Source organism: Ruegeria sp. YTSA105 (assembly GCF_059610225.1).
This window is the reverse complement of record NZ_JBXWNE010000013.1, coordinates 1-25,657: the sequence shown is the minus strand read 5'-3', so window position 1 is coordinate 25,657 and position 25,657 is coordinate 1. Positions and strand designations below refer to the sequence as shown.

General features: G+C 55.6%; 21 protein-coding genes and 1 tRNA gene. 12 read left to right on the top strand and 10 right to left on the bottom strand.

Features of this window, described 5'->3' with window-relative positions; all coding sequences use genetic code 11:
* Positions 1 to 108 precede the first annotated feature (108 nt).
* Genes hisD through AC2FH2_RS15220 form a run of 5 tightly spaced genes read right to left on the bottom strand, consistent with a single transcriptional unit; the run spans position 109 to position 3,885 of the window.
* A complete protein-coding gene (hisD, locus tag AC2FH2_RS15240) occupies positions 109 to 1,410 on the bottom strand; it encodes a histidinol dehydrogenase (RefSeq protein ID WP_496824226.1) in 1,302 nt (433 codons plus the stop codon).
* 60 nt (positions 1,411 to 1,470) lie between these two features.
* A complete protein-coding gene (locus AC2FH2_RS15235) occupies positions 1,471 to 1,992 on the bottom strand; it encodes a GNAT family N-acetyltransferase (protein ID WP_496694473.1) in 522 nt (173 codons plus the stop codon).
* Positions 1,982 to 2,458, bottom strand: coding sequence for a DUF2948 family protein (locus AC2FH2_RS15230; RefSeq protein WP_496824223.1), 477 nt, complete (start codon positions 2,456 to 2,458; stop codon positions 1,982 to 1,984). The genes AC2FH2_RS15235 and AC2FH2_RS15230 overlap by 11 nt, the downstream gene beginning before the upstream one ends.
* Positions 2,455 to 3,723: a UDP-N-acetylglucosamine 1-carboxyvinyltransferase gene (murA, locus tag AC2FH2_RS15225; RefSeq protein ID WP_281973612.1), complete on the bottom strand. Its 1,269-nt coding sequence runs from the start codon at positions 3,721 to 3,723 to the stop codon at positions 2,455 to 2,457. The genes AC2FH2_RS15230 and murA overlap by 4 nt, the downstream gene beginning before the upstream one ends.
* Before the next feature lie 6 nt (positions 3,724 to 3,729).
* Positions 3,730 to 3,885 carry a hypothetical protein gene (locus tag AC2FH2_RS15220; protein ID WP_185956727.1) on the bottom strand — a complete coding sequence of 52 codons (156 nt, stop codon included), beginning with the start codon at positions 3,883 to 3,885 and terminating at the stop codon, positions 3,730 to 3,732.
* Between the two features lie 229 nt (positions 3,886 to 4,114).
* On the opposite strand from AC2FH2_RS15220, the gene AC2FH2_RS15215 reads away from it, so the two are divergent.
* Positions 4,115 to 4,189: transfer RNA gene (locus AC2FH2_RS15215), tRNA-Thr, on the top strand.
* Between the two features lie 805 nt (positions 4,190 to 4,994).
* Here AC2FH2_RS15215 and AC2FH2_RS15210 read toward each other — a convergent pair.
* Complete coding sequence (locus AC2FH2_RS15210; protein ID WP_496824221.1) at positions 4,995 to 7,757, bottom strand: autotransporter family protein; 2,763 nt, start codon at positions 7,755 to 7,757, stop codon at positions 4,995 to 4,997.
* Positions 7,758 to 8,103: 346 nt separating this feature from the next.
* Between AC2FH2_RS15210 and AC2FH2_RS15205 the strand changes: the two genes are divergently transcribed.
* Positions 8,104 to 10,200, top strand: coding sequence for a tetratricopeptide repeat-containing sulfotransferase family protein (locus AC2FH2_RS15205; RefSeq protein ID WP_496824219.1), 2,097 nt, complete (start codon positions 8,104 to 8,106; stop codon positions 10,198 to 10,200).
* A gap of 979 nt (positions 10,201 to 11,179) precedes the next feature.
* Here the strand turns inward: AC2FH2_RS15205 and AC2FH2_RS15200 are convergent.
* Positions 11,180 to 12,214 (bottom strand): GlxA family transcriptional regulator, encoded by a 1,035-nt coding sequence (locus AC2FH2_RS15200; protein ID WP_372574889.1) that lies wholly within the window; start codon positions 12,212 to 12,214, stop codon positions 11,180 to 11,182.
* Positions 12,215 to 12,467: 253 nt separating this feature from the next.
* Between AC2FH2_RS15200 and AC2FH2_RS15195 the strand changes: the two genes are divergently transcribed.
* The 8 genes from AC2FH2_RS15195 (at position 12,468) to AC2FH2_RS15160 (ending at position 19,192) form a co-directional block, all read left to right on the top strand.
* Complete coding sequence (locus AC2FH2_RS15195; protein WP_496714162.1) at positions 12,468 to 13,547, top strand: class I SAM-dependent methyltransferase; 1,080 nt, start codon at positions 12,468 to 12,470, stop codon at positions 13,545 to 13,547.
* Positions 13,548 to 13,573: 26 nt separating this feature from the next.
* Positions 13,574 to 14,794: a flavin-containing monooxygenase gene (locus AC2FH2_RS15190; protein ID WP_496714161.1), complete on the top strand. Its 1,221-nt coding sequence runs from the start codon at positions 13,574 to 13,576 to the stop codon at positions 14,792 to 14,794.
* Complete coding sequence (locus AC2FH2_RS15185) at positions 14,791 to 15,003, top strand: hypothetical protein (protein ID WP_496714160.1); 213 nt, start codon at positions 14,791 to 14,793, stop codon at positions 15,001 to 15,003. Before AC2FH2_RS15190 ends, AC2FH2_RS15185 begins: the two co-directional genes overlap by 4 nt.
* A gap of 41 nt (positions 15,004 to 15,044) precedes the next feature.
* Positions 15,045 to 16,589: a cytochrome-c peroxidase gene (locus tag AC2FH2_RS15180; RefSeq protein ID WP_496824216.1), complete on the top strand. Its 1,545-nt coding sequence runs from the start codon at positions 15,045 to 15,047 to the stop codon at positions 16,587 to 16,589.
* Positions 16,590 to 16,701: 112 nt separating this feature from the next.
* Positions 16,702 to 17,424 (top strand): hypothetical protein, encoded by a 723-nt coding sequence (locus AC2FH2_RS15175; RefSeq protein ID WP_496737743.1) that lies wholly within the window; start codon positions 16,702 to 16,704, stop codon positions 17,422 to 17,424.
* A 245-nt stretch (positions 17,425 to 17,669) separates the two neighbouring features.
* Positions 17,670 to 18,068, top strand: coding sequence for a cupin domain-containing protein (locus AC2FH2_RS15170; protein ID WP_372574884.1), 399 nt, complete (start codon positions 17,670 to 17,672; stop codon positions 18,066 to 18,068).
* Entirely contained in the window at positions 18,065 to 18,667 is a 603-nt protein-coding gene (locus tag AC2FH2_RS15165) for a glutathione S-transferase N-terminal domain-containing protein (protein ID WP_372574883.1), read from the top strand. Before AC2FH2_RS15170 ends, AC2FH2_RS15165 begins: the two co-directional genes overlap by 4 nt.
* A 48-nt stretch (positions 18,668 to 18,715) precedes the next feature.
* Positions 18,716 to 19,192, top strand: coding sequence for a DUF6653 family protein (locus tag AC2FH2_RS15160; protein ID WP_372574882.1), 477 nt, complete (start codon positions 18,716 to 18,718; stop codon positions 19,190 to 19,192).
* A 63-nt stretch (positions 19,193 to 19,255) separates the two neighbouring features.
* On the opposite strand, the gene AC2FH2_RS15155 is transcribed toward AC2FH2_RS15160, so the two are convergent.
* Together AC2FH2_RS15155 and AC2FH2_RS15150 are read right to left on the bottom strand one after the other, a co-directional pair.
* Entirely contained in the window at positions 19,256 to 20,200 is a 945-nt protein-coding gene (locus tag AC2FH2_RS15155; protein ID WP_372574881.1) for a homocysteine S-methyltransferase family protein, read from the bottom strand.
* A 1-nt stretch (position 20,201) separates the two neighbouring features.
* Positions 20,202 to 21,596 (bottom strand): FAD-binding oxidoreductase, encoded by a 1,395-nt coding sequence (locus AC2FH2_RS15150; RefSeq protein ID WP_496737744.1) that lies wholly within the window; start codon positions 21,594 to 21,596, stop codon positions 20,202 to 20,204.
* A 144-nt stretch (positions 21,597 to 21,740) separates the two neighbouring features.
* Here AC2FH2_RS15150 and AC2FH2_RS15145 point away from each other — a divergent pair, with 144 nt between their 5' ends.
* A complete protein-coding gene (locus tag AC2FH2_RS15145; protein WP_372574879.1) occupies positions 21,741 to 22,769 on the top strand; it encodes a GlxA family transcriptional regulator in 1,029 nt (342 codons plus the stop codon).
* A gap of 537 nt (positions 22,770 to 23,306) precedes the next feature.
* Positions 23,307 to 23,720 carry a cupin domain-containing protein gene (locus AC2FH2_RS15140; protein WP_496690070.1) on the top strand — a complete coding sequence of 138 codons (414 nt, stop codon included), beginning with the start codon at positions 23,307 to 23,309 and terminating at the stop codon, positions 23,718 to 23,720.
* Positions 23,721 to 23,791: 71 nt separating this feature from the next.
* Here the strand turns inward: AC2FH2_RS15140 and AC2FH2_RS15135 are convergent, their stop codons facing one another.
* On the bottom strand, positions 23,792 to 25,504 hold the full coding sequence (locus AC2FH2_RS15135; protein WP_496824211.1) for an adenylate/guanylate cyclase domain-containing protein: 1,713 nt from the start codon (positions 25,502 to 25,504) through the stop codon (positions 23,792 to 23,794).
* Between the last annotated feature and the right edge of the window lie 153 nt (positions 25,505 to 25,657).

Genomic DNA, 25,657 nt, shown 5'->3' with positions numbered 1-25,657 from the left:
TAGATCCGGTCGCACATAAAGAGCGCCGCAATTTGCCCCTTGATTTCAAGCCCTATCGGGGAAAATCGGATGAGGTAATTGCAGGTGTGACCCTCTGACCATAGGTGATCATCCGTTCAATCGTTTCAACCGTGCGGTCACGGACAGCCCGTGCGCCTCAAGGCTTTCCGACTGCGCAAGTTGCTCTGCCGCTGGCCCGATTGCCCGCAGGGCTTCGGGTGTCATCTGGCTGAGAGTCGTGCGTTTAAGGAAATCCATCACACTCAGACCGGAAGAAAAACGCGCCGACCGGGCGGTGGGTAGGACGTGATTGGGCCCACCAACATAATCCCCGATTGCCTCGGGCGTGTATTGACCAAGAAAGATTGCACCTGCGTGAATTGTCTTTTCGCTCAGAGCGACGGGATCTGCGACGCATAGCTCAAGGTGTTCCGGGGCAATTCGGTTCGACAGAGAGGCTGCCTCATCCAGACTGCCCACAGTGATCACCGCACCAAAATCGCGCCAACTGGCCCCGGCTATGGCCCGGCGTTGCAGGGTTTCAAGACGTTTTTCCACGGCTTGCGCCACGGCCCGTCCAAAATCGGCGCTATCCGTGATCAGAATGGATTGAGCACTTTCGTCATGTTCTGCCTGGCTGAGTAGATCCAGTGCAATCCAGTCGGGGTCGTTGTCTTTGTCAGCAATAACCAGAATCTCGGACGGTCCCGCAATCATGTCTATACCGACCTTACCAAAGACTCTGCGTTTAGCGGCAGCAACAAAAGCGTTTCCGGGGCCTGTGATCTTGTCCACCGCTGCGATGGTATCTGTTCCATAGGCCAGTGCCGCAATCGCCTGCGCCCCGCCGATGCGATAGACCGTAGTCACGCCTGACAGGTGCGCGGCCAAAAGGACCAGAGGGTTCGCCTGACCGTCTGGGGTGGGCACGGCGATGGCCAGACGCTCGACCCCTGCGACATTGGCCGGGATCGCGTTCATCAGAACCGACGACGGATACGAGGCCAGCCCTCCCGGCACATACAGCCCCGCCGCAGACACTGCGGACCAGCGCCAGCCAAGGGTCGCCCCGGCCTCATCCGTCCATTGGTGATCGGCGGGCATCTGTTTCTCGTGATAGGCCCGGATGCGTTCGGCTGCCAGTTCGAGCGCCTGACGATCCGCGTCCGAGACCTGCGCAATGGCGGCGTCGATTTCCTCTGCCGAAAAAGCCAGCGTATCCGGTGTCAGCTCTAACCGGTCGAATTTGGCCGTCAGTTCGATTACCGCCTCATCGCCGCGGGCACGGACATCGTCAATGATCTGCGCTACGATGGCATCAACATCCGGGCTGTCTTCGCGCTTGGCCGACAGCAGGGTTTGAAAAGCGGCTTCAAACTCGGGCGTCTTGGTGTTTAGGAAAACGGGCATGATCTGGCACTCCGTAGCGTTCCACCGGGTCATATCGCCGGGATGGGCTGTCCTCAACCCTCAGTCCACCGGGTGCAGCGATTTGCGCATCTCAAAACAGGATATGCTTTTGCGCGCCGCGCAGCCGCCAGTCGGTTTCCAGCCATGCCGGATATAAAACGCCTGGGCCGTCCGTGTCCCCTCAAGCTGTGCCTCGGTGCAACCGGCAGCGGCCAGTTCCTGTTCCAGCCGGGCCAACAACGCGCTTCCCACCCCAAGACCGGTATGAGCCGGGTCGATATAGAGCAGCGTGATCTCGCCGCCCTCACGCAATCCGCCGACAGCCGCAACCTGACCTGCGCGCTCGGCCAGCCAAATCTGCGCTCCGGCCTTGATCCAACCCCGAATGGTCTCCGGGTCTTTATTGGCGGTCCATTCCGCAACGGCCTGTGGATCATCGCCATGATCCACCCGGCACAGCTGCGTGATCGAACGGATTAGTACGCGGCTTAAATCAAAGACATCAAACACGGTCGCGCGGCGCAACATCAGACCAGCGGGTGGTTCTGAGAAGGCCTGCGCGATACCGCGCTTATTCTGCATGATGCGGTGCTTGCCCCGACGGCGCCTGATACGGGCGGGTCACATCTTTGAGCGTGACGTCTATTGCCTCGACCGACAGGCGGATCGCGCCATCACCGGCCAATGTCAGCAAAATCTGACCCGCGCCGTCTTCGCCGGGTTCAAAATCGACCGAAAGCAAGGACATCACCAAATCCTTCTCGCTACGGTCGATACCCTGGCTGGCCACGGTTAGAACGGAAGCGAACACCAGCACAGACTGCACCCTTTCGAATGGACGGCCCCGGCGCGTGGCCGCATCCTTGTCCTCCCAGCGGAAACGGTTCAGCAACAGGCCAAAGCGGCGCTGCGACGGGTGCCAGGTCATTTCGGATACTGGGAACACCGCATCCTGTGTCAAAGTCGAGATCACCTGAAGGTCATCCCCATCCTCTCCACCCAGATTCAGTGGAGCCTCACGCCCATCTTGGAAACTTGCGTCTGTCATTGGTCTTTGATCCGTTCAATTTTGGCGCCCACGCCTTCCAGCTTGCGCACAACATGCTCATACCCACGATCCAGATGATAGACCCTGCTGACAGTTGTTTCACCTTCAGCAGCCAGCCCCGCCAGTATCAGCGAAACCGAAGCGCGCAGATCTGTCGCCATAACCGGTGCGCCCTTCAGACGTTCGACACCAGTCACGGTTGCCGTGCCACCGTGCACTTCGATATTCGCGCCCATCCGCACCAATTCGGGGGCGTGCATGAAACGGTTCTCGAAAATGCGTTCTTCGAGCACCGAGGTACCTTCGGCCGTGCACATCAGCGCCATCATCTGGGCCTGCAGGTCGGTCGGAAAACCCGGGAACGGCTCGGTCACGACATCCACGGCTTTGACACGCCCGTTCTTGCGGGCGACCAAAAGACCGTTTGCTGTTTCCGAGACATTCACGCCCGCCGCATCCAGTTTCCCGGCAAATGATTCCACCAGAGACATCCGCCCGCCCAACAGTTCGACTTCTCCACCACAAATCGCCGGCGCCAGCATATAGGTGCCCAGCTCGATCCGGTCAGTGACTACTTGATGGGTGGCGCCATGCAACCGGTCTACGCCTTGAATTTCGATGGTCGGCGTGCCTTCACCGGAAATCTGGGCACCCATCTTCCTCAGACACTCGACCAAATCGACGATTTCAGGTTCGCGCGCCGCGTTCTTCAGAACCGTTGTGCCTTTGGCCAGCGTGGCCGCCATGACAATGTTCTCGGTCGCGCCCACGGATGCAAATCGCATCTCATGCACGGCACCTTTCAACCCGCCCACAGCTTTGGCATGCAGATACCCGTCCTTAAGCTCAATCTCAGCGCCCAGCGCCTCGAGCCCTTCGACGTGCAGATCCATCGGACGCGCGCCGATTGCACAGCCTCCGGGCAGCGAGACGACTGCCTGCCCGAACCGCGCCAGCAAAGGACCCAGCACAAGGTTTGACGCGCGCATCTTTCGCACGATGTCATAGTCCGCCGTCTGACTGGTCAGGTCGTGGCTGGACATTGCGATCACCTGACCATCCTGCAATGACGACACCTCGGCCCCCAAGGACTGCAGCAAAGCCGTCATCGTCTTGATGTCGCTCAGCCGAGGCGCATTGGTCAGCGTCAGCGGTTCTTCGCTGAGCAAGGTCGCCGGCATCAGCGTCAGACACGCGTTTTTTGCCCCTGCAATCGGTATCTGACCTTTTAGCGGCCCGTTGCCTGTCACCAGAATCGAATCCATCTGCTCTTATCCCTCGTCTTTGTCGGCTTTGCCGTTCTGGGTTGCCCGCGCCTTAGCCTGCGCCTTACGCCGCGCCATATTCGCCTTGAGCGCCGCTTTCAGCCGCTCTTCGCGCACATCGCCGGATCTGCCGTGTTTTTTAGGTGTATTTTTTTCTGCCATAACCTTTCTCTACAGGAGGCGAAAAAAACCGTCCAGACACCCTTGCGCCGCGTTTCGTTTGAGTCTAATCACCCGCCCACAGCGCTGCTGTAGCTCAGAGGTAGAGCACTCCCTCGGTAATGGGTTGGTCCATTCCAGATTGGTGTGTTTGAACAGTGAGTTAGCGGGGCGTGGTTAAAATTAGTAGGGTATTAGTAGGGCGTTTTTCCCGGTGCCCTGAAGTGGATAGGCTGCTGTAGCTCAGAGGTAGAGCACTCCCTTGGTAAGGGAGAGGTCGAGAGTTCAATTCTCTCCAGCAGCACCATATACCTTAAAAATTTACATGGTTATCAATAGTTTACGTTCTAAGAATTATTTCAGACCACCCCACAGTCCACCTTTTGAAAATACCATTCTCGACTACATTGGTAGCCATCCGAAAATCAGCGCGAGTGCCATCAGAGGCATACGAATTTGGTATTCTCAAAGCCTTGAGACACTTCGACCACTGAATTGACAGACCTTAAAGCGCGCCGCCCAAAACCTGAATCGTGGGGATTCCCAACAAGCTGATTTTGTGATTCACCCTGATTGGGAGGATGGATCATGTCAGCACCTTTGCCGGAAGCCCTTCGGGCGCGGTTTCAGAGATTGATTGAGGAAGGGTTAGGCGGGCCGGCGGCGGCCTAGCGATTGAAGCTTTCGCCAGCCACGGGAGCCCGATGGGCATTTGCGATCCGACAGAAAGGTCGTGCGGAGGCAGCGCCTCAGGGGCGACCGAAAGGTAGGGGCAAGCTTGACCCGTACCGAGCCTTGTTTGCCGAGATCATCGGTCAGGATGGCGACATAACGATGCCAGAGTTGAGCGCGGCCCTGTTCGACGCAACGGGCGTTCGCGCTCACCCCAATGCCATTGGCAAGTTCCTTCGCAAGCTCGGCTACACAAGCTCAAGAAACAGTTGCATAATAGGTTTCAGGCAACCGCAATAATGTTCGGATAATTGTCGACTACTTGAGAAGCTCAAATAGACTTGTGAAAGGGTCAACACTATACACCAAATAGCCCGACATAGTTCAGCTTGGAGCCGATTTCTGCGGCACCGCTCTCGGTGCCGCAGTGCTCTTTAGATCTAGAACGACCAGCGAAGTCCGGCGCGCAGGAATGGCCCCTGAGCGTCGCTGCCGATTTCCTGTTCCGCCGTCAGTTCAAGCCGCATGTCCTGAATGAGATCTTGCTCGTATCCGACCACGACACTGGCGCCGGTAAAGTCGGTTGACGCAAAGGCCAGAGACTCGGTCTGAGAGAAGACGGTTACGTCGCCCTCGGAACTGCCTAGGTCGCGCCGCAACACGCCGCCAAGCTGACCGCTGAGAACACCGCCGTTTTCAAGGTCCTTTGATGCCTCAACCCCCAAACGGGCCTCGACAACTTCGGTGGTGATATCGCCGACGGTGGCATTCGCAGATGACCCCGTCTCGGTATAGCCGTCATCCTTTTGGTTGGTGTAACGGGCGCTGGCAAAACCAAGCAAACCGAAATCGTCACTGACGTCGAATGCACGCTCGACCCCGATGTTCGCGGTCAACAGCCTGCTGTTATAGTCGGCCTTGGCGTCAGAGCTGCCCGAGATCGACCGGCTACGATCAGTCGTGAGCCAACCAATGCCGAATCCGGCATCCAGCGTGTAGGCACCAAACTGGCGACCCACTGCGGCATCAAGATAGAAGCCATTCGTGTCAAAATCAGTGGTGCTGTTGTCACCATCCGAAGTGAACACGCCCATGGCAACAGCCAGAGACACTCCGTTGTCCATCTGCCCCGTATACCCGGCGCTTCCGCTGAACATCGTCACGTCCGTGTCATCGTTCGAGCCGCTCTCGAACTCTCGATACTGGGCGTCGATCATTGCGAAGGGCCGGAAACCAGCGAAAGTTGCGCCCTGCGCGACCTGCGGTCCCTGACCATAGCTAAGCGCATTGCCACTGCCGCCGACAATGCTGCCGAAGAGGGCCGCGACATCGCCCGATGGTGCAATGTCATTGCCGTCGACCACAGAATAGATCGGGGCCGCGCCGCCCTTGTCCTGCACGAACCAAGCGGATTGCCCGTCAGACACGGTGGTCTTGAAGGTACCCGTACCCGGCGCGGCATCTTCGAACGCAAACACGCCACTGCCGCCTTTGGCTTCTAGGTTCACGTCATGGTCCTGAACGCGGATCAGACCCTCAACGTCGTCCATTGTATCGACATTCAGCGTCCCCGTGCCGGTTCCAAGGTAGACGGCGTAGACCTCATCATTCCCCGACACCCTGATGGTCCCCAGATCATGAATCGTTCCGTCGAAATTGTCGAACTGAATACCGGCTGCACGGGTGCCGGAACTGCCGGTCGCGTGCACGGTAATCGGGCCCGTGTTCGAGAACGTTCCCTGCATGTCGCCGGCGTACACGCCGAATGCCTCGGATGCGTTTGGCGGTGGCCCACCATTCTGTTGCGCACCATTGGCGGTGACGGTGATGCTTCCGGTGTTCTTGATGTCACCGGTTACGATTTCATCAACATAAATCCCATAGGCCTCGGCAGAGGTGTCATGCGAAATCGCAGTCGCTGTAATCTCACCCGAGTTTGCCAGAGAGCCGCTTAGGTCATCGGTAAGATAAAACCCCGAGGCTTCTGCAGAATCTTCGGCAGCTTCTGCGAAAAGCGTCATAGTGCCCGAGTTACGAATTGCACCGGAAACGTCATCCCCGGCATAAATGCCCGTCGCGGTCGCCTCGTCCGCGGTGTTGAGAGACAAAGCAGTGGCCGTAATCGTGCCCGAGTTTACCACGATCCCGTCAACAAGGTCCTCAAGGTAAAGCCCGCTCGCATATGCTACGTCATCGGTATCCGCGCTGGCAAAGGCCTCAATTGTACCGCTGTTATGTACGGACGCGCCGGACAATACGTCATCATCGACGTAAATGCCGAAAGCAGAAGCGTCGGATTCAACACCGATTGCGGTTACCTCGATGGTACCGCTGTTATCGATCTGACCGGACAGGTCACGATCGACCAAAATTCCATAGGCAATCGCCTCATAGGTCGACGGGGCAGAGGCCAATACTTCCAATGTGCCGGTATTGCGGATCACACCGTGCGCATTGCCATTGACTTCGATCCCATAGGCAGACGCGGTACTGTCACTGGTCGATATGGCAACCGATTTGATTGTTCCCGAGTTCACGATCTGACCGGTTTCTTCCAGGTCACTTTGCACGTAAATGCCCCAGGCATAGGCATAATCATCGGCGAATGATCTGGCGCGGACATCAATCGTGCCGCTGTTTCTGATCACACCCGCGACGTCGCGGTCGACCGCAATACCGTAGATTGATGCGGTGCTTCCGTCGGTGATCAGCCCATCAACCTTGATCGTCCCGGTGTTGACGATCTTACCTGTTTCAGAAACGTCACCGTCAACGTAGATACCCCAGGCCTCGATATCGCCATCCGTGGACAACACGTCGACATCAATCGTTCCGGTGTTTTGGATTACCCCGTCGGCGTCACCGTTCACCAGCAAGCCATAGATATCCTGAGGATCAGACCCGGTGACATCTACAGAAATGGTGCCATTGTTCACCAAAGCACCGGATTGCTGCAAATTTCCGTCCAGCAAAAGTGCCGTCGCAGTATCGGTATCCGTTGCCGTGACCGAAATCGAGCCGTTATTCGTAAATGTGCTCGAATAATCTGTCGTGATCGTCAAAGCTGCAGCGGTGGAAGAAGTTATCTCGATCGCGCCGCTTGCCGTTACTTTGTGATCCGCATCGGTCGAGAAAACCTGAGGTGTCTTCACCACATTCGAGATCGTATCCGCATGTACGTCCCCGGCCATCAGGGCAACCATTGATACTTGCGCCAGCAACGCAGCTGGAGCCGCGCTGACAATTTGGCCTTTCCACTTGAAAATACGCCCCCCACGGAGCTTGGGGGCGTTCGCCCTCGACCCATTATTAGACATTTACTATCCCGTTAGATTATCTTGTTTTTTTCTCGAAACTCGTCGCGTTTTTGCAATCGGCTCCGCTTACGAACCGTTAATAAATCGTTAACATGTATGCAATCTACCAATTTTCCATTGCACAGGATGACCTATTGCTGTTGGAAATTCGTAGGAAAACTGCAACACAATGTGGCGACTTGACGGCGCTTGAGATCAGGCTGTCGTCATGCGCCAGCCCGGAGCTACTTGAATGCCTAAAAACCAGACATTATCCATCGGTGAGGCCTACAACCAAGGAGTTCAGGCCTACGATACAGGGCATTTGAATAAAGCTGTCAATGTTCTGAACCAAGTGCTCAAGGCTGCGCCCGAATACGCGCCAGCGCATCAACTGCTTGGCGTAATTGCGTTTCAAACCGGTCAAAGCGGGCCAGCTGAAAATGCTATGCGCGAAGCGATCCGATTACAGCCGGACAATGCTGGGTTCCTGTCGAACTTCACCGAGGTGTTACGCACGAACGGAAAACCTGAAGAAGCGATCAGGGTTGGCAAACGTGCAGTCCAGCTTGCTCCGGGGGTTGCAAATGGGCATTCAAACCTTGGGCTTGCCTATTACGATATAGGTGATTTATCCGAAGCCGAGGCATCTCAGAAGAGAGCGCTGGCCCTTAATCCAGATCTGATTGCTGCGCTGAATAATCTTGGATCAATCGCGCGCGACAACGAGGACAGGGAAGGGGCAATCTCGTTCTATCGTAGGGTGCTAGATTTGCGCCCGGACTATCTCGAGAGTGTCAACAATCTCATTTCTGTAATGATAGAAGCTGAGGAGCTAGAAGAAGCCAGAGATTTTGCAGATGACTGTCTTGGCAAGGGGCATATTTCCGCAGAGTTGCACCGCAATCGGGGACGGTTACACGTTTTGCAGTGCGAATGGGACGAAGCCGAACGCTGTTTTCGAAATGCGATTTCGCTAGATGAAAAAAAGCCCGAAGCTTATGTCGGGCTTGCGCAGGTCCTGATCGAGAAAAACCTGCATGAACTTGCCCTTGTCGAGGCAGAAAAAGCGCAGCACATAGACCCCGGCCACGCGCCTGCATACCACTATATAGCCGTTTGCAAATCGCACCTTGGCGACCTCGAGGCCGGTTTTGCCAACTACGAGAAGACCCTTGAGCTAAAACCGGAATTCTCGGCCACAATGATCGCATTGGGCCATCTGGAGATGGAGCAGGGCAATTTTGACGCTGCCCGCAGCTGGTTCAACAAGGCCGCAGAAAGGGACAAGGCGCGTTTGAATGCGCAGATCGCGTTGGTTAAGTTGGATAAAGTTACCGAAGACAACCTTGATTTTCAGGGTCTTGTGGCTGCGTTGCCTGAAGCCGACAAGATGCTTCCTGAACAATCGGTATCGTATCACTACGCATTGGGAAAATGTTATGAGGACCTCAAGCGCTACGACAGCGCTTTTGAGCATTTTGCAAAAGGGGCTGCAATAAAGCGCAGCATTATCGATTTTGATGCCGACCAAATCGAGGAAACGGCAGACGACCTGATCACGGTCTTTACACCGGAACTGCTCGAAAAACTTCACCAGAGCTCTGTGGACAGCAGCCAGCCAATTTTTGTTGTTGGCATGCCGCGGTCTGGAACGACGTTGACGGAGTCGATCCTCGCCAGCCATCCAGACGTATTCGGAGCCGGAGAGCTTAACTATTTGCACAAACTTTTCACCGATCAACTGCGCGGTGGAAACAAGAAAACTGGAAGTCTGATTGCGGCTCTCTCGGATCAGGAGCTTTCAAAACGCGCCCAACGATATGTCCAGCGGCTCGATGCGCACGCTCCTGGTAAACCTTATATCGTTGATAAGATGCCTGCGAACTTTCTGATGGTTGGCCTAATTCATGCGATCATGCCCAATGCGCGGATCGTGCATGTCGCGCGCAATCCGCTAGATACGTGTCTGTCCTGCTTCACCCGAGTGTTTCAGCGCAGTCAGCTCCACAGCTACGACCAGATCGAATTGGGTCGATACTTTAATGCCTATGTGCGCGTTATGCAGCATTGGCAGGAAGTTCTCCCCGCCGGCAGCTTTCACACCATTCACTATGAGAGCCTTATCGATGATATCGAGTTCGAAGCGCGACGCTTGATAGCATATTGTGGCCTCGAGTGGGATAATCGTTGTCTCGAGTTTTACAAAGGGGCACGACGTGTCCGCACTGCAAGTGTTCATCAAGTGCGCCAGCCATTATACAGCTCGTCAAAGGAGAAATGGCGAAACTACGAATCTCACTTAGCACCGCTTATCGAGACAATCGGAGAAGCAAAGATTCCGTTTTGATGTTCTTTGGATGGATATTGGTTCTAAAAGGTGTCGGATCTACTAAGGCGTGCTGTTATTGAGGCAAATTCCTTTGAGCCGCACATGAAATTGAGTGCAAGCAATCGAACTTTGTTCATCCAGCCACAAGCGACGGAGAGCCAGCAAACCTAGCTTCTAACACCAAATTTTTGGCCGCATCTTTTCTCTTGGTTAGAAAAAGCATTCATTCGAGTCAAAATCATCAAGGTCAGCAAAGTCCCGCTCAATGGTTGTCTCTCAAAACTGCGGCGAAGGGACATTTTGGAAATCGCCGATTCTCGCACCATTGAATGGCGGGAAACGGGAACCCCGCTGCGGTGACTCGAAACTTATGCTGCGCTTGCGAATAGATGCTGCGCCAGCGTTCTTCGAAAATCCAAAGTCGGGAATGTCCGCTCGTTTCCTGTTCGCCGAGGGTAATACGAATGGCCGCAATGCTCCTGCAACGGGCGTTCGTATTTCGAGCGGCGAAAGTTTCAGTGAGCCCTGAGCTGCCATCGACTAGGCTATTATTCTTCGCATGTGTAGCGCGTCGCGAACCGCACATTCTGGACGTTCGGTGCCAGGTCACGAATGGTGGGTGAGCGGACTTTGCCGCCGTTGCTCTTCCGAATGTTTGCTGACGCAGCATTCGCTCGCCTGTGCGGCACGTTCATCGCTGCAGAGCAGCTGAAGTCGCCAGACCGGTCTTCCCTGACCAGATCGTTAATAACCAGTCGCACCGAGTCACAGGTGCGCAGTCTGCACGATCGTAAGCACTGTTTGACCGATGATCGCGTGGGGGGTCCAAGGAATGCGTTCTGCCGTGGTTCGAGCCACCGTGGCCAGACTCTGGTCCGCATCAGGCGCTCAACATGCGTCCACCTTTGTCGGAAATCCATATCGAGAAACGCCAACTAGGTAGCCCGACCGCGCGGGGCTGGATAAAGCTCTAACATGCGGGAGCAAAGCCTAATGCTCAGCCGTCTTCGGAACCGACCTGCGTGAGTAGAAGCCGCTTCTTTCTGTATGTCGACGCTGGCATTCCAACATATCGCCGGAAAGCATTTCGAAAACTCGACGTTTCTGTGTACCCAACCTCTCCGGCGATTTCGTCAATTGGCAGATCCGTAGTTTCCAGCATCTGTTTAGCTTCTTCGATCCGCAGTGTTTGAACGTAATCAACCGGGGTTTGCCCTGTGGCTTTTCGAAAACGGCGTAAAAGGCTACGTTCAGTCAAACCGCTTCTTGCTGCCATGGCGGCGACCGGCTTCGGTAATGCGTAGTTATCAGCGGCCCAAACCTGCGCGTCTGCAACTAGTGCATCATCGTGCTGTGTGCCAGCCGTCAGCGAGGCATAGTGCAACTGTCCTTCTGTATGGGGCTGCAACAGATAGATCTTGGCAATGCGACGGGCCTCGTCAGGGCCTGCGATGCGCCCGATCAGATAGAGCACGAGATCGCCCCAGGATGATGCGCCACCCGCTGTCACGATCCGGTGCCCTTCTCCCGCCGGAACCAGAATTCGTTCGCGACGCACTTTTATGTCGGGATACTGCCGCGCAATCACATCACAGAAACTCCAGTGGCTTGTCGCATCAAGACCGTCCAGCATCCCGGCCTCGGCGAGCAGATAAGCGCCGGAACAGACCGAGGTGATCAAGGCTCCGTCATCGCGTGCTTTCTTAAGCCAGGTAATCATCGGGGCGAATTCATCCGGGACACCAGTTCCCGGTGCGAAGTGAAAGTCTGGGACGATGACGAGATCGGGCTTTACAAAACTGTCCAGCGATCCATCCGGTGTGATGCGCCGTCCGTTGATGTCCTGATAGGCGGCGCCGTCACACGATATCAGAGCCGCATCAAAAACAGGCGGTTTAGGGGCCGTACCATGCAACATTTCCCAGTCACGTCCGACGGACGCCAGCGCGTCAAGAATGCAATAAGCGGTTGAGGTGCCGACACAGGGCATGGTCAGAACTGCAGTTCGGCAGGTGGATTTCTCTTGCAGCATCAGAGTGTCCGATATTCACCTATTTTGGAGTTTATTGGGCGTTACATCAAAAAACCTCGTTACGCAACGCCTCGTTCCTGACCAAAACGCGCACGATTGAGTGCCTCCAAGGGAGGGCGCTGGTCCGTAGCACAAGGGTGAGGGTGTCTGAAATTCACCGTTATAGGCATATCTGAGCATATCGCGACTCGGCCGCGGCTGCCAAACAGTCTCCAGCATTTAAGCCAAAACCCTGTCAGACCGGAGAATTCCAATGAACAAGCAACCCGCAATCACATTTGATACGGCCAAGGCTGAAGGATTTGCCGAACTCATGGGTGGCGCGCTGAACGCAGCCTCGCTGGCGCTTATGTCTTCGATCGGCCATCGCTCCGGCCTGTTTGACGCATTGGCAGCATTGCCCAATTCAACCTCGCGCGCGTTGTCTGACGGCGCGGCCCTGGCAGAGCGCTACGTTCGCGAATGGATGGGCGTGATGGTGACATCCGGGGTTGTGGAATATGACGCGAAGGCAGGAACCTATTTTCTGCCCCCTGAACACGCAGCCTTTCTCACCACTGCGGCGGCGCCCGACAATATGGCGGTCACCTGCCAGTTTATCGGCGTGATGGCGTCGGTCGAAGAAGAGATGGTTGCCCGGTTCCGCGATGGCGGTGGGACGCAGTATCACGATTACTGTCGCTTTCACGAAGTCATGGCCGAAGACAGTGCGCAGCTTGTGGTATCCGCGCTGATTGAACACATTCTGCCTCTAGACCCCGGGCTGATTGCACGGCTGGAAAGCGGCATTGACGTGCTTGACGTCGGGTGCGGCGCAGGCCGGGCGATGATGGAATTGGCCAAAGCCTTTCCAAACAGCCGGTTTGTCGGTGTCGATCTTTGCCCCGATGCCTTCGCGGTAACGCAGGTCACGGCACATCGGAACGGGCTTTCCAACCTATCCTTTCGTGGACAGGATCTGTCAGGCGTCACAACAATGGGCAGCTACGATCTGATCACTGCTTTTGACGCGGTCCATGACCAAAAGGACCCGCAAGGCCTACTGGATCTTGTGAAAAACTCTCTGGCCGATGACGGGCTGTTCCTGATGCAAGACATCGGCGGGTCACGTGATCTGGAAAAGAACATCGAGAACCCTTTTGCACCGCTGCTGTACAGCCTGTCTTTGATGCATTGCACGCCGGTTTCAATTGGTCAGGGCGGCCCCGGTCTTGGGGCGATGTGGGGGGTTGAAACCGCGCAAGAATACCTCGCCCGCGCGGGGTTTGATCGGGTTGAAACCCATCGCCTGCCTCACGACCCGCTCAACGCCTATTTTCTTGCGCGCCCTTAGCCTCAAAGCATCAACGGAGACACAAAATGACTATTCCCCCTAACGCACATGCCATCGTTATCGGTGCCGGATTGTCCGGCATGGCTGCGGCCACGGAACTGCTCAAACGCAGCGTCCCTGTCACCATCCTTGAGGCATCCGATCGCGTCGCTGACCCTTGGCGCGCGCGTCATCCTAGGCTTCGACTGAACATCCATCGCAATTTTACCCGCCTGCCGGGGCACCATGAGCCACGCGCAATGGACAGGTTTTTGCCTCGTGACGCTGTGGTTGACTATCTGGGCGACTACGCGGACGGGCTGAAAGAACACATTGTGTTTAATACGTCTGTCTTGTCCGTGCGTCGTGATGGCGATCATTGGCAAGTCAACACCAACAACGACAGATATACGTGCACTGATGTTGTCGTGGCCACAGGTCGCGAAAAAGTGCCCGAAATGCCCGTTTGGCCGGGACTGGAGGACTTTGGCGGCAAGGTGATCCATGCTGCAGAATTTGGCGATCCGTCGGACTATGACGGCAGGAATATCGTTGTTGTCGGGGCCGGAAACTCTGGTTCCGATGTGCTGAACCACCTCTCGCGCAGCAACCCCGGCCGGGTCTGGGTCGCCGTTCGTCATGGACCTTCGATCCTGCCGTCCAAAATTCTGGGCTTTTCACTGCAACGCATGGCGAACCTGTTTGCGCGTTTCCCAAAGTGGTCGCTCGATCCGGTATTTGGCTTCATGCAATGGACGTTTTTTGGCAATCTGCGGCGCCATGGCTTGCCGCGCCATAAGCTTGGCGGCGGCTCTCGCATGCTCAAGGATGGCGTGACATTTGCGCTGGATGACGGGTTTGTGGCTGCGCTGAAAGCGGGGCGCTTTGAGGCCGTGCCTCAGGTCGTTGGTTTTGGCGACTACACCGTCGAACTGGCCAATGGCCGTAAACTTCGCCCAGACGTTGTGATCTGTGCAACAGGCTACAGGCCTGATCTTGAGCGGCTTTTTGGTGAACTTGGTGCACTGGATGCCAAGGGCTATCCGCGGCAGCCGATGGGGCAGGAAGACGTCAACAATCCCGGCCTGTGGTTCACAGGCTATGCTCCCGTGTTTCAGGGGTTTTTCCATGCCGCCGGGGTAAGCGCGGTTCGCATCGCTTCGCAGGTGGCCGCCCGCACGGAAAGGGCACCCAATGCGCCGCACCAGCGGCAGGTTGCCCATCGTCCCCAGATGCAGCCCCGCTTCGCAAAAGGAGCAGAACAATGAGCATCACAAACAGCACCCATGTGCCCTATTCCAAACCAACAATCTTCTACAACGTTATGGCACGTTTTTGCATGTGGAGGGATCGGCGACGGCTTGCCCATAGGGGCCGCAGATTCGCAGAGCTGCCTCTCGGTCTGTTTCGGGATGTCGGGCTTGAACATCTCAGTGATCTCAAAACCGATCCAAAATTCCCGCATCGCATACTTTAGCAACGCAAGTCTCAATCGCCCCAAGTCCCAAAGGAAACCAAATGTCTATCTACAAGACTTGTAAATTGGCCACCGCCCCTGGATCAATCGGTTCGCTTACCGCAGCGACGCTGACGGGATACATTGCTGTAGCGGGTACTTCGCTGGCGCTGGTCTTGCTGCTGGCGCCAGGATCTACTCGGGCGGAAAACCTGATGCGAGCGCAATGGCCGGATAGCCTTCGGGACAGTGATTTCCTTTTTGAAGACGCACCAGACGAAGCCCTCGTTGAGCTCGGGCGCAATCTGTTCTTCGACCCGATCCTTTCGGGCAATCGCAATATTTCCTGCGGGACCTGCCATGATCCGGCGCGCGGCAGCGGCGATGGCGTCGCCTTGTCTATAGGCGAAGGAGGGACCGGGTTTGGCCCGGAACGGCGGACCAAAGATGGCATCACCGAACGTATTCCGCGCAATGCACAGGCGTTATGGAACATCGGCGCTAAGGAGTACCTGTCGATGTTTCATGACGGGCGGGTGGAGCCTGATCCGGCGCACACCTTTCAAAGCGGGTTCTGGACACCCGCACGCGAACATCTGCCACAAGGGTTGGATAACCTATTGGCGGCGCAGGCCATGTTCCCAGTACTTTCCGCGTCTGAGATGGCAGGACAAAAAGGCGAAAACCCCGTGGCAACCGCAGTGGCCGAAGACAGGGTCACCGACGCTTGGGATTTGCTGGCAGCACGTCTGCAGGCCACACCAAAATACCAGGATTTGGCCCGCGCCGCCTTTCCCGATCTGGACGCGATTACCATGGTGGCAGCGGCCAATGCGCTGGCCGCATTTCAGTCCCGTGCTTTCCGCTCAGACAACAGCCCGTTTGATGCCTTCTTGCGCGGCGATCTTACGGCTTTGTCCGAGGACGCTCGCGCCGGGGCTGATTTGTTTTATGACAAGGCAAAATGTGCGGCCTGCCACATGGGCAAATTGCTGACTGATCACGAATTTCACGCCATTGCCGTGCCGCAAATCGGGCCGGGCAAAGGCCACGGTGAGGACAAGAGCCTTTGGCGGGCATCCGGGTTTGCCCGTGCCACAGAGGATGAGGGCCGTTATCGTGTATCATTCGACCCGACTGACCTCTTTGCGTTCCGCACGCCGTCCCTGCGGAATGTCACGCTCACGGGACCATGGGGGCATGACGGAGTTTTTGCTGATCTGGAAATGATGGTGCGCCATCATCTCGACAGCGTGGCCTCGCTGGAGGCATATGATGCCGATGCCACCGAATTACCGGTCATTGACCAGTTCATTGAACAGACCGGCAATGGATCGTCTTTGATCTTTCGCCCTGTGAATCCGAAACGGCGTACGGCCTTTGATCTGCGTGACACATGGGTGCAGAAATCTGATGCGTTGCGTGGAAGGATTGCACAGGCAAATACCCTGGCACCTGTGACGCTGAGTGATCGCGAAGTGGCCAGAATTATGGCCTTCCTCGAAGCATTGACGGATCCCTCTGCCAAAGATCGTTCTGATCTTATTCCGCGAAGCGTTCCCTCAGGACTTACTCCGCAGCCGACGCCGAAATTGCCGGACGGCTAAAGGCCCACTCCGCGACCTCCCAGCCCCATCTGCAATTTCACCAGAGCTCCGGCACCCGTACCCGCCGGTTCACCAGGCAGATTTGCCTCCCACCAACCAAAAGGACCCTAAAATGAAACCCATCTTTCTTATCAGCGCTGCCGCGCTTACCCTTACCACTGCGACCCAATCTGGCGCAGAGGACGCCACCAAGACCAGTTATGATCCGCCGGAAAGCATGTCGCTGACCTTTGTCTTTCACATTGACGACGGCATGGCCGAACAGGATGTGTTCTATGAAGAAGTCCCGGGCTCAGGAGAGGTGTTCCGTCCCACAGCGGCGACCCGCGATATGGACGCGCCGCTCTATGCGCCGGGGGTCGAAGTAAAACACAACTTTCTTGACACCAGTGATACAGGTCCATACCCCAAGGGCCGTCCGCTGGGACTAACCCTTGGCGAATGGTTCGCGGCCAAAGGCAGCGGCACATACACCTGTGAAAATGGTGTCGGCACCGTCGATTTGGCCTTTGAAAACCTGATCCCGAACGGAGTTTACACGATATGGCATGACTTCATGGTCTGGCCACCAACTGACCCGTTCATCGGCACCTATGATCTGCCATTTGGCGCCCGCGATGGATCTGAAAATACTTTTATCGCCAATGCCGACGGGTCCGCTGATTTTGAGCGCACGATCACACCCTGTCTTCAGCTCAGCGGCGAACATCTTGCTGCCGACCTGGGTCTGGCGTGGCACTCCGATGGCAAGACCTATGGTCCGCTGCCGGGCGAATTTTCGACCGTCACGCATGTTCAGATGTATGTCGCGCTGCCTGAACGCACCGGTCTCTGAGGCTGCGTATTGGAGCGGGTTTTGTGCCCGCTCCGATCATTGGAAGCAGGTGCAAATTGTCATGTAATACAACACACCGCTTCCACGTCTTGCCCCGCTCAACAGATGTGAGACGCAACGATAGATGTCCGAGGCTTGCCGGACTGGTTGCCGGTTGTGCAAACCACCTCCCGTCTGGGCAAGCTATGCTACGAGGCCAAGACATGACTTCACCCGCAAGAACCGCCCCAACAAGGAGCCCAGCCATGAAGATCATTTGCATTGACCAGGATGAAACCGGAGGCTCACGATTTTTGGATCATGCCTGGGTTCTGGAAGAAGGCAGTTTCACGCCGCCCTCTCCATCGGGATACCGCATCTCGCCACCGTTGGACGCCGAGAGAATTCTGATGATGCATCATCCCGCAGGTTATGTGGATGCATGGCACACCGCGCCAGCCGTGGTTCTTGGGACGGTCCTGCGCGGGACCGTGCGCATAGAAACCAGCAATCTGGATACGCGGATTTTGCAGGTTGGGGATCAGTTTCTGGCGCGTGATCTTCAGGGGAAAGGTCATCGCATGTTTGAGGTGAATGAAGGACCTTATGATCTGGCTCTTGTTGTACTCACACAAGCACCCGTCGCGGTCGATTGTTTCCAATGAAGCTGTATTACTACCCAGACGCCTGTTCGCTTGTCGTCAATATTGCCCTGCGGGCGGCAAACATTCCGTTTGATTTGATCGAAGTTGACTACGCTTCTCGTCAATTGCGGGATGGTTCCGACTTTTCCAAAATCAACGCAAAGGCCTATGTCCCGGCATTGGTGCTGGATGATGGGAGTTGCCTGACAGAGGTGATTGCCATTCTGGACTGGATCGACTTCAAAGCACCAAAGGCCGCGCTGCTGGGCCTGCAAGGGACCACTTGGCGACAAGAGGCCATGACTTGGCTTGTTTTTGTTGCGACAGAAATCCACAAAAGCTTCAGCCCGCTATTTCGCCCGAACACCCCGCGAGAGTTCCTTGTGCCCGGTCAACATCACCTGAAAAACCGGTTGTCCGTCATTGAGACACAATTGACGGGGCGGCAATATTTGTGTGCAGACACTCCCAATGGTGCAGATTATTACATGTATGTTATGTCTCGCTGGATATGCGACTCTGGGCTTTGCACCCGTGATTGGCCTGCCATACGAGCCCACGCAAATCGGATCGAAACGCTAACCTACGTTCAGGATGCGCTTGCCTCTGATATCAGATGACGCGGAGTCTGTTCTCGCAAGGTTTTTGCTACACAAGAGAAATGAACCATGGATATCGCGGAACTATCGGCCCGCCTGATGGGTATGGATGACGCCACCTGGCAACGACATGCGAACCCGTGGAGTGGTTGGTCGCGCATGACAATCCTTCCGCTCTTTTGCCTGGCTATCTGGAGCCGAGTCTGGCTGGGCTGGGGCGCACTTTGGTTCGTTCTGGCCGTTGTCATTTGGACCTGGCTCAATCCACGCTTGTTTGGCCCGCCGCAGCATCACGACGCCTGGATGACCAAAGGTGTGCTGGGTGAGCGTATTTGGCTTAATCGCAAAACGGCGTCGATCCCCATCCATCATGCACAAGTCATAAGTCGTTTGACATATGCCGCCGCGCTCGGGGTCGTCATTCTCGCAGTCGGGCTTTGGCGGCTCGAATTGGGTTGGGTATTCGTAGGCTCGACGCTGGCTATAGGTGCAAAGCTCTGGTTTCTGGACCGCATGGTTTGGCTGCTGGCTGACACGAGTGACTGAGCCCTCAATGCTCATTTCTGCAGACAGAACTGAGGAAATCGGTGCATCAGCTGAACTTGACCGTCAATGTCTTACCAGCGCTTTCGCAATCTCTCGCAGGTGTCTGTGCCCTGTTCCACAGCAACCGCCGAAAATGTCCATATGCGGGTAGCGTTCCGTCAGGCTGAACAGTTGTGAGCCAAGTTCGACAGGATCGCCATCCTCAATGTGGTGCAATTTGCACAGGGCCAGCTTCTCCATCTTCGACGCATTCGGGCGCACGCCGCGCAGCCGTTTGATCCAGTTTCCGTTCTCAAGGGCCGGTTCGTATTCAAGCGGGTGGGAACAATTGACAATGTAGTACTCCGGCGCCGCCTCTCCGGCCTGCATGTCGATTTCAACTATGGCCTCGGCAAGCGTGGGGCCTGATTTCAGCCTGCACGTACTGTCGAGCGTCAAAGAAACCGACAATGGCAGACCGATCCGTTCCGCCGCGCGTAGGGCACCAACAGATTCCTCGATATTGTTGAATGTCAGTGCGCTGACGAAATCCACATCTGCCCGCTTCAATGTCTCCAGTTGAACGGCGTGATACTCTTCGGCGGATTCGGCGGTGATTTCCTGATTGAGGCTATAGGCATCGCCGCGTGGCCCGAGAATTCCGCCAATCAGAAGGTTTGGAATATCACCTTCATACCCTTTTGAAATTTCGCGGAGAAGCTCAATTGCGGCAATATTTGCATCTGCCAAGCTTGACGCTGAATAGCCCAGTTTTGCACCCCAGTCCGGGCTGGCGCGATAGTCAAAGCCGGTCAGCAGAAACGACAAGCCAAATTCGGCAGCAACATCAAGCTGCTGAGAAATCACATCTCGCATTGCGGAAACAGCCCGAGGATTGTCCATAAGCGGTAGCATTGAAAACTCAGGCAATTCAAACCCATGGCGATACATGATTTCTGTTTCTGTACCGCCTTCGGTCAGAAAGAACTCGCCGGAACCCATTGGTGGAAGTGGGGATTGAACGGTCATATTAGACCTCCGGCTGAATGTTCTGGTTAAAGCGAAACCGGTTTTCAGGGTCATATTTGATCTTGATCTTGACCAACCGCTGATAATTCGCGCCAAACGTAGCCCGCGTCAACGCGTCCCCGTCCTCTCCATGGCCAGGAAAGTTCAGATAGGCCCGGCCGTGATGACCGTACGGTTCAGCGCTTTCCCAGCCCTGACGTGACCAGCCAATATTGGCCGCATCGTCACCCGGATCTGACCACACGCCATCCAGGGAATACATCCAGCCCATGGATCGGTCACCAAAGGCCGTTGCCTCTGCCGCGACTGCTGCCGTGGCACCACCAAAGTTCCACAAAGACGAGATCGAGTTGTCCGAAGGGGCGGCGGAAGCGTTCTTCATCGCCAGATCAATCATTTCATCCGACAATTCCGACAGGTAGCGCGCCTTCCAGTAGCACCGATATTCTCCGGCTGGCATCAGCGTGTCAAAGAGCTGTTGCACATCACAATAATTCATTCGGCTCGAGAAGTCGGTCACCATATTGCCGAGTTCACTAAGGGGTTGCAGCAACGCCTCTCCCTCGGCGGCATCTCCGTTGTAGACACAAGCCAAAGTATAGACGCGTTTTCCCCAGCTTTCCTCTGGGAAGTCTTCACCGCCCGCCGTTGAAAACTCGCACAGTGATCCAACTAGATCACCGTGTTTCGCCAGAAAGTCGCGCCATGCCCGGATGGGTCCAGGCCCGTCCTCAACAGCATAGATCGGGGCAGCAAACATGACTTCGGGGCCGATGGGATGCAGGGCAAAGTCAAACCGGACAACCACTCCAAAGTTGCCGCCACCGCCCTTGAGTGCCCAGAGCAGTTCAGGGTTTTCTTTTGCATTCGTGTGAACCAACTTACCATCGGCGGTCACCACATCTGCCGCAACAAGATTGTCAATCGACAACCCATGCTTGGCCCTCAGCCAGCCGATCCCACCTGACAGGGTCAATCCGGCAACACCGGTATCCGAGATCAGGCCACCGGGTGTTGCCAAACCATGGGCCTGGCTTGCTTCGTCCACGTCCCGCCAAAGCGCTCCGCCTTCCACCGATGCGGTGCGATTGTCGGCATCCACAGTCACGTTGCGCATCAGTCTGAGGTCGATCATCAGACCCTCGTCGCAAACTGCATGGCCCGCAACATTGTGGCCCCCCGCGCGAATAGAGATTGGAAGATCGTTGTTGCGCGCGTGATTAACAGCGGCGACAACGTCATCTGCATTCCGGCAGCGTACGATCATTGCAGGCTTCCGGTCGATCATCGCGTTCCACACGGCGCGCGTCTCATCAAACTCTGCCATGCCGGGCATCAATGTCTCAGCTTTGAGTCCGACAGGTGATAAATTCTGGTCTGTATCCATACTGTTCATAATGCAATTCCCTTTGTGATCTTCTGGGATGCTATGCCACTGGCGGCACCCACATCAGTGGCAAGATGGCCAAAGATGCGGCATACTGGACAAACGAATATGGCAAACTTGCCAAAACCGTGCCATTTCAGACAGGAGGGTTATATGGACACCGCCAAAAAACCGCTCATCGTGCTGCTCGCCGCCCCGGAAACATCCGCATCGGTCCTCTATGGGCTCTACGATGTCCTGATGTCAGCAGGTGCAGTTTATCCGGATATGGTGACCGGTGCCCCGGGTGATGAACTTCTGGATGTCCGCATCGTATCCGCAGATGGCAAGCCTTTTCACTGTATCGGCAATATCCCGGTGGAGCCACAAAGCTCCATTGGCGAAATTGACGATGCCGACGCTGTTGTGATCTGCGACCTGTACACATCGATTTATGATGTGCCCAAAGGTCGATATCCACGCGAAGTCGACTGGCTCAAGCGGATGCACCAGCAGGGGGCGTTACTGACATCGGTGTGTTCCGGCTCCTTGTTGCTCGCGGAGTCCGGGTTGCTGAATGGCCATCAGGCGACTGCACATTGGGCCTATCGCGATATGTTTCAGCGCCATTTTCCCAAGATTACATTTCGCAATGAAACAGTACTTTGCCTGGCAGCTGAGGCTGACCGGATCGTAACCGCAGGTGGGGTCACCGCCTGGCATGACCTCACGGTCTATCTGATTGCACGATATTGTGGTTACCAAACCGCGATTGAAACCGCCAAGGTCTTCCTGTTCAGTGGGCACGCCGAAGGTCAGTCACCCTATTCGGTGATGACCCGCCCGATGGAATCAAACGATGGTCCGATCTCTGATTGCCAGGTTTGGATCGCGGATCATTACGCCTCTGCCAAGCCGGTTGAGAAGATGGTTGAGCGGTCGGGGTTGAATGCACGGACCTTTTCGCGAAGATTTCGCATGGCGACGGGCTTTGCCCCGATCGAGTATGTTCAGGCGCTTCGCGTCGAAGAAGCCAAACAAATGCTGGAGACTGATGAGCTTTCAAATGACGATGTCGGAGCGGCTGTTGGATATGAGGATCCGGCATCCTTTCGGCGCGTATTCAAACGCGGTACCGGTTTGTCGCCGGCGGCATACAGGAAGAAATTCCAGCGTATCTCTCAAATCGCCCGTCCGCATTGAGTATTGCTTAAACCCGAAGTGAACCAAAGATCTTTCACACAAGTGCTACGAACTCACAGATAGTTTGCCGCTATGTAAGTCTGCAGTTTCAGATTTGGCGGGGCCCGCATGAATGACCCGTTGTCCTGCTGCGTCGCAGCGCACCAGTTTGTGCTACTTCGACATTTCTTATGATGCGAGCGTACGCAACGAGAATTCGACAGTTCCGTTGTGGGCTCACTGCCGCCATTCTCCGCGGTGGTCATCGATTGGTGGTAAGAGCCCTTACCTGCCGTCGACCGAGCTTCGGACTTTTGCATGTGCGGCACGTAGCGAACCGCACATTCCGGACGTTCAGACCCGAGCGGCAAATGGTAGGTGAGCGGACTAAGCCGCCACTCGCCGCACCGTCCACTAAGAAGCGCTCCGCGAACTTTGCGGACCCTGGAACAGCCTTTGACACAACAATTTGGAACGCCGCAGTTAACCGCGTGCACACCAGCATTGATTTCGAAAAGGTCCCAATGCCATCATCTTCTAAAAGTAGGAGGGGATTAGATGTGGAAACCAATCATATTTGCTTTTTTGATTGTCTTGACTGGTGCCGCAGCGGCTATGTCGCACGATGTGCGGGATCCAGCGACTTTGCAAAAACCGCTTATTCAGGACTTGCTAACCGAGTCGCTCAAAAGCACTGAGGGCTTGGAGGTTGTCGTGAGCCATGTTGCCCTACCACCAAACCTCACTTTACCAATGCATTGGCATCCCGGTGAAGAATTTGCCTACATTCTGCAGGGCAGCGTCACCCTCATCCTAGACGGCGAAGGCGAACAAGAAGCTTTTTCAGGTGACGTAGGCGTCGTTCCGTTGAAGAAAGTGCACACCGCTCGCTCAGGGGACGAAGGGGCAACCATTTTGGTGTTCCGTGTCCATGAGGAGGGCCAGCCAGGCAGAGTTTTGGTCAGCGACTGATTTTCAAGACAAAGGCGAAACATCCTTTACCGAATGCATGGTTGTCGGAACCGGGGGGGTGCCGTTTGCCTTCACACTTGCAACCCTGCTTTTTTCCACCCGCTGCGCCAGCGATCAGCGCAGGTTGGAATAGAGAATAATGGTAAACGTGTTGTCTCGGTTATCGAAGCCGCATTCGGAGCGATTTCGTTCAATTTGACAGCCGCTGTTTTTGCCGCATCTATGTCATCGAGCTCAGCAAGCGAGGCAATCAGCATCAGGTGGCTCATCAGGAAGGTTGCACGCACAGACAAGGCTTCGCGACAGGCCTGCGCGGCTTCCTCATAACGTCCCAAGTGAAACAAGGCGGCACCCTGTCCCATGAAAGCGGCGTGCCGCAATGGATCACCCGGGCTGAGTTCGACAGACCGGACTGCATGTTCCAGCGCCTTGTCAGGGCGATTCAGCAAATAAAGATTTGCAGCGGCGAGCATGTGGACCGTCGCCGCGTTGGGATTTTCCGACAATGCTTCCTTAAAGGCTGTCCGCGCACGGGACAGGTCTTGTGCCAGCATAGAGATCGAATGTGCGGCATAAGCCTTTGCAATGCCGTCCGCGCGATCGCTCCGCAGCACCTGCTCTGCGGCCGCGACAGCTGACTTGGGTCCCTGATCTACAGGTTCCAAACCTTGCACAAGACGTTGGATATGAAGCCATGCTAGCAAGCCCGCTGCGGAGGCGTATTCCGGATCTCGATCCAAAGCCAGTTTTGTCAGTCGTATTGCCTCTATGTTGTCTTGGTCAGTCAGCAAGTGGAAATGTGATAATGCTCGGAGGTAGAGCTCGTATGCCTGTAAGTCCTTGGTGGGTTTTGCACGCGCACGATTTGTTTCAGCGTGCCGCACCGATGGTTCAATAGCTGTAACTACGTCTTCGGTGACTTGATCTTGAAGATCAAAGATGTCGTCGAGCACACCGTCAAAGCGGTCCGCCCACAAATGGCTCCCATTTTCGGTATCTATGAGCTGTCCCGTGATGCGGACGCGCTGCCCGGAACGCCGAACGGAGCCTTCCAGTACATACCTAACCCCTAAGTCGCGGCCCGTGTCGCGGATGTCCGTGCTTTTCCCCTTATAAGCAAAAGAAGAGTTTCGTGCGACGACCATCAACCAACGAAACCGAGATAGCTCAGTTATGATGTCTTCCGTTATGCCATCGGCAAAGAACTCCTGCTCCGGATCACCCGACATATTGTCGAATGGGAGCACTGCGATTCCCGGCCTCACATCCGCTTTGATCGCGAGATTGGCTTTCGTACCCTTTGGCCAACACCAGATTCCAACATGGCGCGTGATGTTTTTCAGTTCGGTTTGGTCTCCGCCGTCGAATAATCCCGCATCGCTACGGTCAAGGCTGTTATGAGACGTATCTGAAAAGAGCACTTGTCCCGGCTTCGCGAGAGCCTCCAGACGCGCGGCAACATTGATGCCGTCGCCGAAAATGTCATCGCCGTCAGATACCACTTCCCCTGTGTGAACCCCGATGCGCAGTTTGATGTGGTCAGGTTTGTGGGCGGACTGAACTGCGATCGCGCAAGCTGCTGCTTCAGATGGTGATTGAAACTCGACGATCCAGCCGTCGCCCATGCTTTTGATCAGTGAACCATTGGTATCTTCCACGATCGGGAGAAACGTGTCCTCGCGGAAGGTCTTTAATGCAGCGACTGTGCCAGTACGGTCCTGATCCATCAGCGCGGAATAGCCCACAATGTCGGCGGCCAATACCGTCGTGAGACGTCTTCCCATTCACCCCTCCTCTTTGCAATGAAGTTAGCTCGGTGGGTTGCTTCTGTCAGCCCATTCGTCAGATTTTGAAAAGCCGTAGGCTCCAGACTCATTGATTTACAGCCAGAATAGGACTGTAGCAGCGAGAGCGATGGCCGAGAGGAATACCTTTGG

Excerpts from the sequence above, each read along its gene's own strand:
- murA (WP_281973612.1), bottom strand. The coding sequence starts at position 3,723 with ATGGATTCGATTCTGGTGACAGGCAACGGGCCGCTAAAAGGTCAGATA.
- AC2FH2_RS15160 (WP_372574882.1), top strand. The coding sequence starts at position 18,716 with ATGGATATCGCGGAACTATCGGCCCGCCTGATGGGTATGGATGACGCC.
- AC2FH2_RS15165 (WP_372574883.1), top strand. The coding sequence starts at position 18,065 with ATGAAGCTGTATTACTACCCAGACGCCTGTTCGCTTGTCGTCAATATT.
- AC2FH2_RS15190 (WP_496714161.1), top strand. The coding sequence starts at position 13,574 with ATGACTATTCCCCCTAACGCACATGCCATCGTTATCGGTGCCGGATTG.
- AC2FH2_RS15145 (WP_372574879.1), top strand. The coding sequence starts at position 21,741 with ATGGACACCGCCAAAAAACCGCTCATCGTGCTGCTCGCCGCCCCGGAA.
- AC2FH2_RS15155 (WP_372574881.1), bottom strand. The coding sequence starts at position 20,200 with ATGACCGTTCAATCCCCACTTCCACCAATGGGTTCCGGCGAGTTCTTT.
- AC2FH2_RS15180 (WP_496824216.1), top strand. The coding sequence starts at position 15,045 with ATGTCTATCTACAAGACTTGTAAATTGGCCACCGCCCCTGGATCAATC.
- AC2FH2_RS15220 (WP_185956727.1), bottom strand. The coding sequence starts at position 3,885 with ATGGCAGAAAAAAATACACCTAAAAAACACGGCAGATCCGGCGATGTG.
- AC2FH2_RS15135 (WP_496824211.1), bottom strand. The coding sequence starts at position 25,504 with ATGGGAAGACGTCTCACGACGGTATTGGCCGCCGACATTGTGGGCTAT.
- AC2FH2_RS15195 (WP_496714162.1), top strand. The coding sequence starts at position 12,468 with ATGAACAAGCAACCCGCAATCACATTTGATACGGCCAAGGCTGAAGGA.
- AC2FH2_RS15170 (WP_372574884.1), top strand. The coding sequence starts at position 17,670 with ATGAAGATCATTTGCATTGACCAGGATGAAACCGGAGGCTCACGATTT.
- AC2FH2_RS15140 (WP_496690070.1), top strand. The coding sequence starts at position 23,307 with ATGTGGAAACCAATCATATTTGCTTTTTTGATTGTCTTGACTGGTGCC.
- AC2FH2_RS15175 (WP_496737743.1), top strand. The coding sequence starts at position 16,702 with ATGAAACCCATCTTTCTTATCAGCGCTGCCGCGCTTACCCTTACCACT.
- AC2FH2_RS15230 (WP_496824223.1), bottom strand. The coding sequence starts at position 2,458 with ATGACAGACGCAAGTTTCCAAGATGGGCGTGAGGCTCCACTGAATCTG.
- AC2FH2_RS15150 (WP_496737744.1), bottom strand. The coding sequence starts at position 21,596 with ATGAACAGTATGGATACAGACCAGAATTTATCACCTGTCGGACTCAAA.
- AC2FH2_RS15210 (WP_496824221.1), bottom strand. The coding sequence starts at position 7,757 with ATGGTTGCCCTGATGGCCGGGGACGTACATGCGGATACGATCTCGAAT.
- AC2FH2_RS15205 (WP_496824219.1), top strand. The coding sequence starts at position 8,104 with ATGCCTAAAAACCAGACATTATCCATCGGTGAGGCCTACAACCAAGGA.
- hisD (WP_496824226.1), bottom strand. The coding sequence starts at position 1,410 with ATGCCCGTTTTCCTAAACACCAAGACGCCCGAGTTTGAAGCCGCTTTT.
- AC2FH2_RS15200 (WP_372574889.1), bottom strand. The coding sequence starts at position 12,214 with ATGCTGCAAGAGAAATCCACCTGCCGAACTGCAGTTCTGACCATGCCC.
- AC2FH2_RS15235 (WP_496694473.1), bottom strand. The coding sequence starts at position 1,992 with ATGCAGAATAAGCGCGGTATCGCGCAGGCCTTCTCAGAACCACCCGCT.
- AC2FH2_RS15185 (WP_496714160.1), top strand. The coding sequence starts at position 14,791 with ATGAGCATCACAAACAGCACCCATGTGCCCTATTCCAAACCAACAATC.